This window comes from Zobellella aerophila, from assembly GCF_039539325.1.
Taxonomy (GTDB): domain Bacteria; phylum Pseudomonadota; class Gammaproteobacteria; order Enterobacterales; family Aeromonadaceae; genus Oceanimonas; species Oceanimonas aerophila.
In genome coordinates this window covers 1-15,485 of record NZ_BAABCX010000001.1, presented here as the reverse complement: position 1 = coordinate 15,485, position 15,485 = coordinate 1, and the positions used below count along the sequence as shown (strand labels likewise).

Genomic DNA, 15,485 nt, shown 5'->3' with positions numbered 1-15,485 from the left:
TATGCACCCTATCGAACTGATTGTCGGGCTTGCTAACCCGGGCCCCGAATACGCCCATACCCGCCATAATGCGGGCGCCTGGTATGTGACCGAGCTGGCCAGGCAGCATGGCGGCCAGCTGAAAGAAGAAGGCAAATTCTTTGGCTGGACCGGCCGGGTGCGGATTGCCGGCCAGGATGTACGCCTGTTGATCCCCGCCACATTTATGAACCGTTCGGGCAAGGCGGTGGCGGCCCTGGCCAATTTTTACCAGATCCCGCCCGAATCCATCCTGGTGGCCCACGACGAACTGGATCTGGCGCCGGGTACCGCCCGCTTCAAGCAAGGGGGCGGCCACGGCGGCCACAACGGCCTGAAGGATATTATTGCCTGCATGGGCAACAGCAAGGACTTCTACCGGCTGCGCATCGGCATCGGTCATCCCGGCCACAAGAGCCAGGTCGCCGGTTATGTGCTGACCAAGGCACCAGCCGCCGAACAAGGCTTCATCGAGGCCAGTGTCGATGAGGCGCTGCGCGCCACCGATATACTGTTTAAAGACGGCATGACCAGGGCTATGAACCGCCTCCATGCCTTCAATGCCGACTCAACCAAATAAATCAGGACACTATCATGGGTTTTAAATGCGGTATCGTGGGCCTGCCCAATGTGGGCAAATCCACCCTGTTCAACGCACTGACCAAAGCCGGCATCGAAGCCGCCAACTTCCCTTTCTGTACCATAGAGCCGAACACCGGCGTGGTACCTGTGCCCGACAAGCGCCTGGACGCCCTGGCCGAGATCGTCAAGCCCCAACGCATCCTGCCCACCTCCATGGAGTTTGTGGACATCGCCGGCCTGGTCGCGGGCGCCTCAAAAGGGGAAGGCCTGGGCAACAAGTTCCTCGCCAATATCCGCGAAACCGATGCCATCGGCCATGTGGTGCGCTGCTTCGACAATGACAATATCGTGCATGTTGCCGGCCAGGTATCGCCCAAGGACGATATCGAGATCATCAATACCGAGCTGGCACTGGCCGATCTGGACACCTGCGAGCGGGCCATCCAGCGTAACGCCAAGAAAGCCAAGGGCGGTGACAAAGATGCCAAATTTGAGATGTCGGTGCTGGAAAAGCTGCTGCCCGCCCTGGAGCAGGCCCAGGTATTGCGCAGTGTCGCGCTCACCAAGGAAGAAAAGGCCGCCATCGACTACCTGAACTTCCTCACCATCAAGCCCACCATGTATATCGCCAACGTCAATGACGACGGCTTCGAGAACAATCCCTACCTGGCCCAGGTCGAGGAGATTGCCGCCGCCGAAAACGCCATAGTGGTACCGGTGTGCGCCGCCATCGAGTCGGAAATCGCCGAGCTGGACGCGGAAGAAGCCGCTGAGTTCATGGCCGACATGGGCCTGGAAGAGCCGGGCCTGAACCGGGTGATCCGCGGCGGTTACCAGCTGCTGAACCTGCAGACCTACTTTACTGCCGGAGTGAAGGAAGTCCGCGCCTGGACCATCCCGGTGGGCGCCACCGCTCCCCAGGCCGCCGGCAAGATCCACACCGACTTCGAGAAGGGTTTTATCCGCGCCCAGACCATCGCCTATGAGGACTATATCACCTACAAGGGTGAGCAAGGCGCCAAGGAAGCCGGCAAGATGCGTTCCGAAGGCAAGGAGTATATCGTCAAGGACGGCGATGTGATGAACTTCCTGTTTAACGTCTAAACCACCTGATCGGGGATCGGGGACTGGCAATGCTATTCCCCTGCTCCCGATCACCAATCCCACCTTCCCCATTCCCCACTGATTCACCATTCACCTTATCCTTGCCCATCACGCCGTATTCCCGCCGATGTTGTAAATCTCGCCGGGTTTTGTATAGTCTCTCGACGACGCGTTTACTTTCTGTCCAAACGATTGAGGAAGGGCAATTTTTCGGGAAAAAACGGTTGACGCTCCCACGCCGGATACGCATAATGCGCCCCGTTCGGTGATGCGACATCACCGGCAAGCAAGCAGTGGCTATGTAGCTCAGTTGGTTAGAGCACATCACTCATAATGATGGGGTCGCAGGTTCGAATCCCGCCATAGCCACCATTTCGTTGGGGTATCGCCAAGCGGTAAGGCAGCGGGTTTTGATCTCGCCATTCCCAGGTTCGAATCCTGGTACCCCAGCCATTTTCAAGATGGCTGACACTTGTGTTATAACTGTCGACCATCACTGTTGGGGTATCGCCAAGCGGTAAGGCAGCGGGTTTTGATCTCGCCATTCCCAGGTTCGAATCCTGGTACCCCAGCCATTTTACTAAAAGCTGTGAGAACAGCGGGTTTTGCTATCGGTCTCAGTGCCCAGTTTCAAGACTTGCACCACAGCCATTTTTAAGCAGTGTCGGATAGCTTCGACCCATGCTGAACATTGAGGCGACTCAATGCTTATGTGGCTATGTAGCTCAGTTGGTTAGAGCACATCACTCATAATGATGGGGTCGCAGGTTCGAATCCCGCCATAGCCACCACTCTTTGCGGGAGTGGCGAAATTGGTAGACGCACCAGATTTAGGTTCTGGCGCCGCAAGGTGTGCGAGTTCAAGTCTCGCCTCCCGCACCATTTACAATTGGGGTATCGCCAAGCGGTAAGGCAGCGGGTTTTGATCTCGCCATTCCCAGGTTCGAATCCTGGTACCCCAGCCATTATAGAAAGCAAAAAACCAGCCTTCGGGCTGGTTTTTTGCTTTCTGGGACTTGGGAGAAGGGATTCGGGACTGGAAAATCCCCAATCCCCGCCCTCACAACCCCATGGCGTATTTCATCACCGCCGTCTTGAGCGGGCCGCTGTGCTCGGCCGCCTTCAGCCCCAGGTTGCGCAACAGCTTAAGCGGCAACAGATCGTTGCTGAACGCCTGATAAAACACATCCATCATGGATTGCATCAGCAGGTTATCGGGCCGGCGCTGCCGGCTGTACTCGGCCAGCAACGTCGGTCCGGCAAAATCCTGGCCGCCTTCCACCGCCTGATGGATCAATTTGCTTAACACTGCTACATCCTTAAAGCCCAGATTCACGCCCTGCCCTGCCAGTGGATTGATGGTATGAGCCGCATCTCCCAGCAGCACCACGGCCCCTTTGGCATAATCATTGGCGTGACGCCGCCGCAGCGGAAAGTGCCCCTTGTCCAGCACGCTGACCGGCCCCAACCGGACCGGGAAGGCGTTATGGATCTGCTCGGCCAGCTGCTCATTGGTCATCCCGGCCAACTGGGCGATGCGATCCTTGGCATCATACCAGACCAGCGACGCCCGATTTCCGCCCAGGGGCAGAAAGGCCCGGGGCCCGGAAGGATGGAACTGCTGCCAGGTGATGTCCTGCGCCGTATCAATGGTGCACACATTGATCAACATGCAGTGCTGGGCATAATCCCAGGCGGTAATCCCAATCCTGGCAAACTGCCGGGTACGGGATTCGGCACCATCACAAGCCAGCACCAGACGGGCATGTAACCGCCGCCCATCGGAGAGGGTCAGCTCGGCCCCGTCATCCAGTTGTCGCAGGGCAGCCAGGCCATTGGGACATTCCAGGGTCACATTCTGCCAGTCGGCCAGGGCTTGCCACAGGGCCAGCTGCAGCACCCGGTTTTCCACCATGAAGCCGAGATACTCCGCATCCAGCTCGGCGGCGCTAAAGCGGGTAACAAAGCCCTGCCATTCGCTCGCTTCCAGCCCCTGATAGGGCCAGGCGCGCATCGCCAGCACCCGCTCCCAGGCATGAGCCTGCTGCAACAGCCGCACCGAGGCGGCGCTGATCGCGGAGACCCGCAGGTCATGATCTTGGGTGTCGTCAAACGGACCCGGCGTCTTCGCCTCAATCAACCGTATATCCAAACCGGTGGCGGCCAGCAGCCCGGCGGCCAGCGCCCCCACCATGCCACCGCCGATAATCGCCAGATCACATCGTTCCATAAGTAGGATAACCTCGGGATTTTTCATCCATTCTACCCTAAATCCGCCGAAAAATCGGGGAGCATCTGCCGCTCGAGCGGCTGGATATTATCTAGTCAGTGGGTCGATAAAAGAGTAGAATGCCCGGTTCAAAATGCATGTCCCTTGCGGTAATCAAAGAGTGCCATGAGCAAAAAACTTCATATCAAAACCTGGGGCTGTCAGATGAATGAATACGATTCATCCAAGATGGCCGATCTGCTTGACGCCACCCACGGCTACCAGCTGACCGACGACGCCGAGCGGGCCGATGTGCTACTGCTCAATACCTGCTCCATTCGCGAAAAAGCCCAGGAAAAGGTGTTCCATCAGCTGGGCCGCTGGCGGCCGCTGAAGGCGGCCAACCCCAAGCTGGTGATCGGGGTCGGTGGTTGCGTGGCCTCCCAGGAAGGTGACGCCATTCGCTCCCGTGCGCCCTTTGTCGATATCGTGTTCGGCCCGCAGACCCTGCACCGCTTGCCGGCAATGATCAAATCCGTGCTCGAAGGCCATGGCGCCCAGGTAGACGTGGCCTTCCCGGAAATCGAGAAGTTCGACAGCCTGCCCGAGCCCCGCGCCGACGGCGCCACCGCCTTTGTGTCCATCATGGAAGGCTGTTCCAAATACTGTTCTTTCTGCGTGGTGCCCTATACCCGCGGCGAGGAAGTCAGCCGCCCGCTCGACGATGTGCTCTATGAGATAGCCCAGCTCGCCGAGCAGGGCGTACGCGAGGTCAACCTGCTGGGGCAGAACGTCAATGCCTATCGGGGCGAGACCCATGACGGCGAGATCTGCAGCTTCGCAGAACTGCTGCGCCTGGTGGCCGCCATCGACGGTATCGATCGCATCCGCTACACCACCAGCCATCCCATCGAGTTCACCGACGACATCATCGAAGTGTACAAAGACACACCGGAAGTGGTCAGTTTCCTGCATCTGCCGGTACAGAGCGGCTCGGATCGTATCCTGACCCTGATGAAACGCCCCCATACGGCACTGGAATACAAGTCCAAGATCCGCAGGCTGCGTCAGGCCCGTCCGGACATTACCATCAGCTCGGACTTTATCATCGGTTTCCCCGGTGAAGAGGCGGATGACTTCGAGAAGACCATGAAACTGATCGAGGACGTGGGTTTCGATATGAGCTTCAGCTTTATCTTCAGCCCCCGTCCCGGTACCCCAGCAGCCGATCTGCCCGATGACGTGCCGATGGAAGAGAAAAAAGAACGCCTCTACCGCTTGCAGAACCTGATCAACAACCAGTCCCAGCTGATCAGCCGGCAGATGCTCGGCAGCACCCAGCGCATCCTGGTGGAAGGCCCTTCCAAGCTGGACCCCATGGAGCTGCGTGGCCGCACCGAAAACAACCGGGTGGTCAACTTCACCGGTCCCCACACCCTGATCGGCGGCTTCGCCGATGTGGAAATAACCGAAGTGATGCCTCACAGCCTGCGTGGTACATTTATCCGTGGTGAAGATGAGATGGGCCTGCGGGTGCAGGTTTCACCCAGCACCATCCTGGCCCGCCGCCCCGATGGCGTGGCCGATGAAACCGGTGTGGCCACCTTTACCCCTTAATTGCCGGGAGTTGGGATTGGGGAGCAGGACTGGAAAGCCTCTGCCAATCCCCAGTCACCACTCCCTAATTCCCTATTCAGGAGTTATTTTGACACGACCCGTCACCACCCTGGAACTTGAACTGGCGCCTGCCGACAGCCAGCGCCTGGCCAGCCTGTGCGGCCCCTTCGACGACAACCTCAAGCAGCTGGAGCGCCGCCTGGGGGTGGAAATCAACTACCACAACCAGCATTTTCAGATAGTCGGCCCCAAGGCCGTGGCCGGCGCCGTCGGCCAGATGCTGCAGCGGCTGTATCTCGAGACCCAACCGGTGCGCGGCCAGTCGGTGCCCGACCTGACCCCGGAGCAGGTGCACCTGGCCATCAAGGAAGCCCATGTGCTGGAGCAGGGCGAGAGTCCGCAAGAGGGCTATCAATATGGCAAAGAGGTGGTGATCAAGACCAAACGTGGCCTGATCAAACCCAGAACACCCAATCAGGCCCAATATGTCGCCCATATTCTCAGCCATGATATCACCTTCGGCGTCGGGCCGGCCGGTACCGGCAAGACCTACCTGGCGGTGGCCGCCGCCGTCGATGCCCTGGAACGCCAGGAGATCCGCCGTATCCTGCTGACCCGCCCGGCGGTGGAGGCCGGTGAGAAGCTGGGCTTCCTGCCCGGTGATCTGAGCCAGAAGGTGGATCCCTATCTGCGCCCCCTGTACGACGCCCTGTTCGAAATGTTGGGCTTCGAGCGAGTCGAAAAGCTGATCGAGCGCAATGTCATCGAAGTAGCGCCGCTGGCCTATATGCGCGGCCGAACCCTCAACGACGCCTTTATCATCCTGGATGAAAGCCAGAACACCACGGTCGAGCAGATGAAGATGTTCCTGACCCGTATCGGCTTTAATTCAAAGGCGGTGATCACCGGCGATATCACCCAGATCGACCTGCCGCGCAACGCCAAGTCGGGGCTGCGTCACGCCATCGAGGTATTGAGCGGGGTAGAAGGCCTGTCCTTTGACTTCTTCCGTGCCGAGGATGTGGTACGCCATCCGGTGGTGGCCCGTATCGTACGTGCCTATGAAGCCTTTGAGGATAAGCAGAAACGTGCCGTTCAGCCAGCCGAGGACAAACCCGTATGACCCTGTGGCTGGATCTGCAAATCGCCTGTGATGAGGCGCCGGGCCTGCCCAGCGAACAGCAGCTGGAAGGCTGGCTGAGCGCCACCCTGGCCGGCGAGCGGGAAGAGGCCGAGGTGACCGTCCGCCTGGTCGATGAGGCCGAAAGCCAGGCGCTCAACCGCGACTACCGGGGCAAGGACAAGCCCACCAATGTGCTGTCTTTTCCCTTTGAGGCCCCGCCGGGGATTGAACTGCCCTTGCTGGGCGATCTGGTGATCTGTCGCCAGGTGGTGGAACGGGAAGCGGAGGAGCAAAACAAGCCGTTAACCGACCACTGGGCGCACATGGTGATACATGGCTGCTTGCATTTACTCGGTTTTGACCATATTAAGGATGACGAAGCCGAGATAATGGAATCTAAGGAGATAGGAATACTGGCCGGTCTGAGTATCGCCAATCCCTATCAGGATGATGAACATGAGGGTTAACAAGGTCCATGAGCGACGATAATTCGAACTCTGAGAACGGTTCGTCCGTCAAGAAAAACTGGTTTGAAAAGCTGGGCCAGATTTTTCAGGGCGAACCGAAGAGCCGTGAAGAGCTGGTAGAAGTCATAATGGATGCGGGTGAGCGTGAGCTTATCGATCAGGACACCAAAGACATGATCGAAGGTGTGCTGGAGGTGAGCGAACTCAGGGTACGGGATATCATGATCCCCCGCTCCCAGATGGTGACGGTGGAAAAGTCCCAGCCGGTTTCCTCTTTCCTGCCCATGATCATCGAGTCAACCCACTCCCGCTTCCCCGTGGTCAATGAAGACAAGGACCATATCGAAGGCATACTGCTGGCCAAGGATCTGCTGTCCTACGGTTTTGGTCTCACCGAAGAAGAATTCTCCATCGACAAGGTGCTGCGCCCCGCGGTGGTGGTTCCCGAGAGCAAACGTCTCGACAAGCTGCTCAAGGAGTTCCGCGAAGAGCGCTACCATATGGCCATAGTGGTAGACGAATTCGGCGGCGTGTCCGGCCTGGTCACTATCGAAGATATCCTCGAGCTGATTGTCGGCGACATAGAAGATGAATACGACGCCGAAGAAAACGACGAGATTCGCCAGATCAGCAAGCGGGTCTATGCCGTCGCCGCGCTCACCGACATCGAAGACTTCAACGAGTATTTTCACACCAACTTCAGCGATGAAGAAGTGGATACGGTGGGCGGCATGGTGATGCATGCCTTCGGCCACCTGCCCGCCAAGGGTGAACAGGTCAAGATAGACGGCTTTGTGTTCAAAGTCGCCCATGCCGATCGTCGACGTTTGCTGCAATTACAGGTTAAGATACCCGACAACCAAGAAGCCTCCTCGTCGGAATCTGTATAAGTGCCTAACTATCTGCGGTATATGGGGGCCCTGCTCAGCGGGGCCCTTGGCGTTTTAGCCTTTAGTCCCTTCGATTACTGGCCTCTGGCGCTGGTGTCCCTGCTGGGACTGTGTTTCACCAGCCTGAATGTTCCCCCCGGCCAGGCCGCGAAAACCGCCTTTGTGTGGGCCATGGGGTTGTTCTTGCCCGGGCTCTGGTGGATCCATGTCAGCATGACCATGTTCGGCGGCATTCCCCTGCCCGGCGCCTTCCTGCTGGTCGCCCTGCTCGCCGCCTATCTCAGCCTGTATTCCGCCCTCGCCCTCTGGTTGACCAACCGCTGTGCCGGCCAACAGCCGCTGCGGGCGCTGCTGGTATTCCCGGTATTGATGATCCTGGCGGACTGGCTACGCGGCTGGGTGATGACCGGCTTTCCCTGGCTCTGGTTCGGCTACAGCCAGCTGGAAGGGCCGCTGGCGGGTCTGGCGCCCATACTGGGAGTGCAGGGCATCAGTTGGTTGTTGCTGTTCTCCGCCGGTGCGTTCTGGCTATTGCTGCAACGCCAGCGCCGGCTGCTGCCCCTGATATTGAGTCTGGCATTGTGGGGATTGGCCTTCGGTGCCGGCCAACTCCAGTGGGTCAGCCCGACCCAGGCCAGCCGCTTCGCCCTGGTACAGGGCAATATCGCCCAGTCCCTGAAATGGCAGCCCGGCCAACTGGAACAGAGCCTGGATCGCCATTTTTCCCTGACCAAGCCGTTAACCGAAGCGGATGTGGTGATCTGGCCCGAATCGGCGCTGCCCTCCTCGGAGCAACACCTGGCCCCTTGGCTGAAGCAGGTCGACGGCTTTATGCGCGAACGGGGTCAGGCCCTGCTGAGCGGTATCGTGACCCGTCCCGATCAGGAGTCGGTCTACAATGCGGTGATTGCCCTGGGGCAGACCCAGGATCCCTATCAGCCGGAGAATGGCAACCGCTATTACAAGCAGCAACTGGTGCCGATTGGCGAGTTCGTGCCCTTCGGCGACCTGTTGCGGCCGATTGCGCCCTTCTTCAACCTGCCGATGTCGTCATTTTCCCGGGGCGGCCAGGATCAGCCGGACATCGAAGCGGCCGGCCGCCATTTCAGCGTGGCTATCTGCTATGAAGTGGCCTTTCCCTCCCTGGTACGCGGCAATATGAAGGCCGACACCGACTATCTGCTAACGGTGTCCAACGATACCTGGTTCGGTCAATCCATCGGCCCCTGGCAACATCAGCAGATTGCCCGGATGCGCGCCCTGGAGCTGGGCCGGCCATTGATCCGCGCCACCAACAATGGCGTGACCCTGGTCACCGATGAAAAAGGCCGGATCCAGGCTTCCTTGCCCCAGTTCGAGGCCAATGTGCTGAGCGTCGAGGTGATGGGCACCCGGGGGCTGACGCCCTATGCCCGCTTCGGCAGCGCGCCCCTGCTGCTGCTGCTGGCCGGCAGCCTGCTCTGTGCGGCCTGGCTTTCCCGCCGCCGCGGCCTGCAATTTCGGGCGGTGATCCGCTAAGACCATACAGGGCCCTCATAACGGGCCCTGTTTGATCAGAAGCCGCTTTCCCGGACAAGGATCGCCAGCATCCTGCGCAGCTGATACCACAGCCAACTGCGCGGTTCCCCTTCAACCTTTACCAAGCCGGGCAGGCGGGCATCGATGCCTGCCGCGATGGGAGCGTCCAGCACCATGGCGACCCGGTAACGGCCCTCTTCCGGCACCAGCCGGTCTTCGGCGATACGCCGCACGGCAATGTTGCCGCCATATTCGGAGCCGAGCTCCCCGTAAGGCAGGGCAAAGACGGCGCCGATATCCACATCACGGATCTCAACCGCCAGGGCGGCCGCACCCGGCCGGTCGGCGATAAAGACCCCTTTGCTCCCCGCACCGACCAAATCGAGATATTGCTCCCCTATATACCCTTCAACATGGACTCGGGTGGGGTCAACAACCGAGAGCAACGGCATATCGGTGCCCACCCATACGCCAGGATGCAGCCGCTCAATCCGGGTCACCCGGCCCGCGAACGGCGCTCGAACCTGCAGCCTCCCTTGCCGGGCCAGCAATCCCGTCCTCCGCTCCAGCAGTCGCCGGTATTGCTGTTCGGTAATGGCACGGCCGGCTTTTTCACGGGCAGAACTGCCGCTGCGATCCAGCAGCAGCTTGGCAAGGCGGATTTCCTCCTCTACCTGCTGCAACTCAAAATTCAGCTGTTCAGACTCCAGCCGCAACAGCAGCTGGCCTGCCTCGACCAGATCCCCCTGTTTAACCCTCACCTCAGCGATGGCCGCCGGCTCGGAGACGAACAGCGTCTGTTCGGACTGTGCTTTCAATATGGCCGGAACTGGAACACTGACATGCAGGGGCAATAGGCTCCAAATCAGCAAACCCGTCGCCAATACCCAGAACAACAGACGACTCATTCCCATGGAACACTCACGCCGGCGTTTCCACCACACACTGACTTCCCTCCAGATCGGCAGCACAATAAACCAGAGCATCTCCACCGCAAACAACAATATGCCCAGCACCTTGAAGAACAGGTGATAGACCAGCAGGGCGATGCCAAGAAACAGGAAAAAGCGATACAGCCAGGTCGCCCAGGCGTAGGACACCATCAGCCTTGCCCTGCCCCGGGGTTGAGGCTCCGGCAAGGGATCTTTCAGCCCCAGCAGGAGCTGACGCAAGCGCCAGCGACCGAACGCAAAGGCCCGCTGTTGCAAGTTCTCGATGCCCAACCAGTCCGAAAAGGCATAGTAGCCGTCGAAGCGCAGGAAAGGACTGATATTCACCAGTATCGAGGTCACCCAGCTGGTGGTGGCGATAAAAAAGGCGGCACTCCTGAAGGGGCCATCGGGTAACAGATTCCAGAGAAAGGTGGCCAGCAGGGCGAGATACAGCTCGGTACGTACCCCGGCCGTCACTATCCGCAGCCGCGCCGATTTGGATCTGAGCCGCCAGGCATCCGTAGTATCCGTGTAGAGCACCGGAAACATCACCAGGAAGGCAACCCCCATGGATGCAACCCGGCATCCCTGGCGCCTGGCGGCGAACGCATGCCCCAGTTCATGGGCGCTTTTCACCACCACCAGGGTAAGCCCATAGAGGGCCAGACCCTCCAGGCTGAAAAAATGCAAAAAGGTTGACCAGAAGGTGTCCCACTGGCGCACCACCAACACCAGCCCGAGCAGGCCGAGCGAGATCACCAGGTAATGGGTCACCGGTGCAAACAGCCAGTTCAGACGGGGCACCCAGCGTGACAGCCAAGCGTCAGGACGAAACAGGGGGATACGGATAAACAGATAATGATGTATCAGCCAGCGCCAGAAGCCCAGCACCTGAGCCCTGTACTGCTGATAAATCCGGGCGGAATCCTCGACCGAGCGGGCCTCGTTCAGGTTATTCGACACGATAAAATCAACAAACGCCGCCAGCTCTTCGGCACTGTAGTCAGGGCCCAGCTCTTTCAGCTCCAGCAAAAAGCTGCCGACCGCCAGCCCGGCGCGCCAATGCCGGATGAGGTAAAGCGCCTCGGCCGACAGTGCAAAATACTTGTTGCGTACCGGGTCAAACAGCAACCAGCGCGGGGCGCCATCCTCATCCGGAACCCCGGGTAACAAGCGTAGATTTTGACGCAATGACGGTAATACTGCACCGACCGTCATCGTCTTACCAACCCAGCCATTGACGGGCGCTGGTAATGGGCCGGCGGAACAGATAGAAGAACAGGCTCACCCGGTCGCCGTAGACTTTTGCCGTGCCGCGCGTCCCAATCCTGGGGAGAGACGCCGTGTGCTGCCGGTCGTCGAGCCGGGCAACCAGACGATATGCCATCAGATCATCGGGTGTGCGCTGGGGCTCATAGCCCGCATGCTGAATATGGGCCGACCAGGCGGACAGGGGGTCATTATCAAAGAAGACCTTTACCTCCGCGCCTTGCTGCAAGGCAATGGAGTCTTTCACCGCCAGCATGATTTCCAGCTCTATGGCCCCGGGGTCGGCAAGCAACATGATGCGCTCGCCTACCTTAACCGGTCGCCCTTTCCATTCATTGGGATCGCCCAATACCGCAACGCCGGCTCCGGGTGCGTTAAGCGTCGCTTTTTCCAGACGGGAGCGGGCATAACCCAGTTCGGCCTGTCGTAACCTGACCTGGGACTCAAGCTCGGCCAGGCGCGCTTTTTGTGCCGGATCCATAAAACCGCTTTGTTGCACGGTTTTCAGCTCGGCCTCTGCAACCAGCAGTGCCTGCTGGGCTATCTCATACTCGCTGGTCAGCTCGGTATCCTCAAACCGGACCAAAGGCTCACCGGCCTGCACACTCTGGTTAGGATTGACTTCGAGTCGGGTAATGGCGCCATTGAGCGGGGCGCTGATCACCAGAGGCTCCCTGGCGATGACCTCAACCGGTGTCAGGGTGCTGAGCCTGACGGGTATCCACATGGCCAGCAACAGTGCCAAAAGGGCAAACAGCACCACTTTTCGCTGCCGCAGGCGCTGCAGAACCTGTTTTACCGGCAGGCCACGTTGCAGTGCGAACAGCGCATGGGCCATGGTGCCGGAAAGGTGCTCCAGCACCCCCAACTCCTGTTCGGACCAGGGCTCCGGGCGGAACAGTAACAGCACCCCGAGCCTGTGCCCTTCCCGAGCGGCAAGCCGTAACGGTACCCAGAGCAGATGCTCTGGCGCCATTTCCTGCCACTCGCTATGCAAACCCTCAGGTACCTGCTGCCTATTCAATACATGCAACTGATGGGCAGACTCCGTCGATACTATGTGTCGTCCAAGACGTTCAACCCAGGCAACAAACGGCGAGGTATAGTCAACCGCCGGAATATCCGAGGCCGCCACCACCTGCAGGTGGCGGAGTTCCTCGCCCAGGAGCAAGACACCCTGGGTATAGGGAACACAATTATGGCTCTGATTGACAATGGTATAAAACAGCTGCGCAAGGCTGCCCGCCTTGCGCAATTGTTGTTCCAGCCCGAGTAAAGCTGCAACCTGTTGGTTCACATCAACTCCTTACACTGTGGTCAGCATGCTCAGCAACCGGTTACCGTAACCTTCCATCGCATCCACCTCGGCGGCCAACTGCTCGGCTAGGGGCACGAAGCCGGTGACCGGCGGCGCTGACGACGCTTGCTCCGGCTCCGCTTGTTTGCGCAGCAGCGCTTCAACGTCCAGCTTGATCTCGAGGATACGCACCTGACCATCGCTGCCCACCGCCTGGATCCTGATAGCCAGCTCTTTTACCTGCCCAGGCGAACTGACGGTGACATTGCCGGTCTCCGGGTCAACCCGTATCCAATCCGGCAAAGCGCCGCCATCCGGCAGTGTACCGGCATAAACCTGACCTTGCCCGGCTTTCGCATCGGCGATACCAATGGTTAATTGATTATCGACCGTTGAAACGATGCCGGAAATACTCATGGCTATCGTATCGAAGGCCTGCTGCTGTATATCGGTAAAAATCACCTCACCGGTATCACTGACACTGACATCGACCGAGGCCCTGATGGTGGTGTTACCGCCGGCACCGGTCGTCTGCACTACCAGTGCCGCGGCCTCCGACAGCAACACGGTTTCTGTTTGCCCGTCCGGGGTGGTGGAAACAAAGCCAACTCCGGCGGTTGGATCCTGACTCCCCCCCTGGTTGAACAGGCCTGGTGGCAACGGCGATGACTCGTTAACAACCGAAGTATTATCCACCCTGGGAGGCGGCAAGTCGGCATTACCTGCAGGCCGGGTAACGGGTATCTCTTTCGGCGGAGCTAAGATCTCCAGCAAGTAGTCACGGGATACGCTGGCTCCTGCTTGGTCCACTGCCGTCAAGGTGATGACAAACTTACCGACCTCGGCCGGCTTACCGGAAATAACGCCGGTTTCCGGGTTATAGCTCAGGCCGGCAGGCAATCCCTTGATAACGAAATCAAGGTCTTCACCATATGACGCACTGTCGATGTCGGTAAAGAGTACGGAGATATCGCGGTGATAGCCTTTACCAAAGCTCCACTTTTCATTGATGTTGGTGGTGAGTGCCACCGGCGTGTCGTTCCGACCGTCGATGGTGATGGTCAGCGTCGCCTGATCGCTCAGACCGCCTGCGTCACGCATCGTATAGGTGAAGCTCTCGGACAGGGTCTGGCCGCTGACACGCAGCGCCTGCACCGCGGCATTGGACTCGTCCACCACATAGCTGTAGCTGCCGTCGCTGTTTATCGTCAGGCTGCCATACTGGCCGACCAGGGCCGTCCCAACGCTACCGGCCGTGCCCGAGTTCCCCTCGGCACCGGTGCGCACAGCGCTCACCGTCTTGGTATCACCACCGTCCACATCGGTATCATTGCTCAGCACATTGCCGGTGGCGGCACTGCCCGTCGTAGCATTGGCCAGGCCACCTGCCTCGATGGCACTGCCGCTGTCATCGCTCGCCAGCGGGGTATCATTGCGGCCATCAATCGTGATGGTCAGCGTCGCCTGATCGCTCAGACCGCCTGCGTCACGCATCGTATAGGTGAAGCTCTCGGACAGGGTCTGGCCGCTGACACGCAGCGCCTGCACCGCGGCATTGGACTCGTCCACCACATAGCTGTAGCTGCCGTCGCTGTTTATCGTCAGGCTGCCATACTGGCCGACCAGGGCCATCCCCACGCTACCGGCCGTGCCCGAGCTCCCCTCGGCACCGGTGCGCACAGCGCTGACCGCCTTGGTATCACCACCGTCCACATCGGTATCATTGCTCAGCACATTGCCGGTGGCGGCACTGCCCACCGAACCATTGGCCACCCCGCCCGCCTCGACGGCGGTGGCGCTGTCGTCATGGGCCACCGGGGTGTCGTTCTGGCCTTCGAGGGTGATGGTCAGGGTCGCACTGTCGGTGAGCCCTCCCGCATCGGTGAGGGTGTAAGTGAAGCTCTCGGTCAGGGTCTGGCCGCTGACACGCAGCGCCTGCACCGCGGCATTGGACTCGTCCACCACATAGCTGTAGCTGCCGTCGCTGTTTATCGTCAGGCTGCCATACTGGCCGGCCAGGGCCGTCCCAACGCTGCCGGCCGTGCCCGAGCCACTCTCGGCGCCGGTGCGGATGGCGCTGACCGCCTTGGTATCACCACCGTCCACATCGGTATCGTTGCTCAGCACATTGCCGGTACCGGCGCTGCCCACCGAACCATTGGCCACCCCGCCCGCCTCGACGGCGGTGACGCTGTCGTCATGGGCCACCGGGGTGTCGTTCTGGCCTTCGAGGGTGATGGTCAGGGTCGCACTGTCGGTGAGCCCTCCCGCATCGGTGAGGGTGTAAGTGAAGCTCTCGGTCAGGGTCTGGCCGCTGACACGCAGCGCCTGCACCGCGGCATTGGACTCGTCCACCACATAGCTGTAGCTGCCGTCGCTGTTTATCGTCAGGCTGCCATACTGGCCGGCCAGGGCCGTCCCAACGCTGCCGGCCGTGCCCGAGCCACTCTCGGCGCCGG

At 59.7% G+C, this 15,485-nt stretch carries 11 protein-coding genes and 6 tRNA genes; 13 read left to right on the top strand and 4 right to left on the bottom strand.

The features are described from left to right. Position 1: 1 nt before the first annotated feature. The 8 genes from pth (at position 2) to ABD806_RS00050 (ending at position 2,669) form a co-directional block, all read left to right on the top strand. Complete coding sequence (gene pth / locus ABD806_RS00085) at positions 2 to 598, top strand: aminoacyl-tRNA hydrolase (protein ID WP_344953250.1); 597 nt, start codon at positions 2 to 4, stop codon at positions 596 to 598. 14 nt (positions 599 to 612) lie between these two features. Further along, complete coding sequence (gene ychF, locus ABD806_RS00080) at positions 613 to 1,704, top strand: redox-regulated ATPase YchF (protein WP_344953247.1); 1,092 nt, start codon at positions 613 to 615, stop codon at positions 1,702 to 1,704. A gap of 295 nt (positions 1,705 to 1,999) precedes the next feature. Continuing rightward, positions 2,000 to 2,076 (top strand) — tRNA-Met (locus ABD806_RS00075). Between the two features lie 6 nt (positions 2,077 to 2,082). Further along, positions 2,083 to 2,157: transfer RNA gene (locus ABD806_RS00070), tRNA-Gln, on the top strand. Between the two features lie 47 nt (positions 2,158 to 2,204). Beyond that, positions 2,205 to 2,279 (top strand) — tRNA-Gln (locus ABD806_RS00065). A 139-nt stretch (positions 2,280 to 2,418) separates the two neighbouring features. After that, positions 2,419 to 2,495 (top strand) — tRNA-Met (locus tag ABD806_RS00060). A 6-nt stretch (positions 2,496 to 2,501) separates the two neighbouring features. Continuing rightward, positions 2,502 to 2,586, top strand: a tRNA-Leu gene (locus ABD806_RS00055). Between the two features lie 8 nt (positions 2,587 to 2,594). After that, a tRNA-Gln gene (locus ABD806_RS00050) sits at positions 2,595 to 2,669 on the top strand. A gap of 95 nt (positions 2,670 to 2,764) precedes the next feature. Here ABD806_RS00050 and ABD806_RS00045 read toward each other — a convergent pair. Beyond that, on the bottom strand, positions 2,765 to 3,934 hold the full coding sequence (locus ABD806_RS00045; protein WP_344953244.1) for an FAD-dependent monooxygenase: 1,170 nt from the start codon (positions 3,932 to 3,934) through the stop codon (positions 2,765 to 2,767). Positions 3,935 to 4,099: 165 nt separating this feature from the next. On the opposite strand from ABD806_RS00045, the gene miaB reads away from it, so the two are divergent. The 5 genes from miaB (at position 4,100) to lnt (ending at position 9,528) form a co-directional block, all read left to right on the top strand. Next, positions 4,100 to 5,530: a tRNA (N6-isopentenyl adenosine(37)-C2)-methylthiotransferase MiaB gene (gene miaB, locus ABD806_RS00040; protein ID WP_344953240.1), complete on the top strand. Its 1,431-nt coding sequence runs from the start codon at positions 4,100 to 4,102 to the stop codon at positions 5,528 to 5,530. 88 nt (positions 5,531 to 5,618) lie between these two features. Beyond that, a complete protein-coding gene (locus ABD806_RS00035; RefSeq protein ID WP_344953237.1) occupies positions 5,619 to 6,653 on the top strand; it encodes a PhoH family protein in 1,035 nt (344 codons plus the stop codon). Then, entirely contained in the window at positions 6,650 to 7,120 is a 471-nt protein-coding gene (gene ybeY / locus ABD806_RS00030; protein WP_344953234.1) for an rRNA maturation RNase YbeY, read from the top strand. Before ABD806_RS00035 ends, ybeY begins: the two co-directional genes overlap by 4 nt. Positions 7,121 to 7,128: 8 nt before the next feature. Beyond that, a complete protein-coding gene (corC, locus tag ABD806_RS00025; protein ID WP_344953231.1) occupies positions 7,129 to 8,010 on the top strand; it encodes a CNNM family magnesium/cobalt transport protein CorC in 882 nt (293 codons plus the stop codon). A gap of 21 nt (positions 8,011 to 8,031) precedes the next feature. Beyond that, positions 8,032 to 9,528 (top strand): apolipoprotein N-acyltransferase, encoded by a 1,497-nt coding sequence (gene lnt, locus ABD806_RS00020; protein ID WP_425583080.1) that lies wholly within the window; start codon positions 8,032 to 8,034, stop codon positions 9,526 to 9,528. 35 nt (positions 9,529 to 9,563) lie between these two features. Here the strand turns inward: lnt and ABD806_RS00015 are convergent, their stop codons facing one another. The 3 genes from ABD806_RS00015 to ABD806_RS00005 form a co-directional block, all read right to left on the bottom strand. Then, positions 9,564 to 11,651, bottom strand: a complete 2,088-nt coding sequence (locus ABD806_RS00015) for a site-2 protease family protein (protein WP_344953225.1) — start codon at positions 11,649 to 11,651, stop codon at positions 9,564 to 9,566. A 31-nt stretch (positions 11,652 to 11,682) separates the two neighbouring features. Beyond that, the gene (locus tag ABD806_RS00010; protein ID WP_344953222.1) at positions 11,683 to 13,026 is read right to left on the bottom strand and encodes an efflux RND transporter periplasmic adaptor subunit; all 1,344 of its coding nucleotides are present in this window, start codon (positions 13,024 to 13,026) and stop codon (positions 11,683 to 11,685) included. 9 nt (positions 13,027 to 13,035) lie between these two features. After that, positions 13,036 to 15,485, bottom strand: a 2,450-nt coding sequence (locus ABD806_RS00005; RefSeq protein WP_344953217.1) for a VCBS domain-containing protein, incomplete at its 5' end; no start/stop codon positions are given.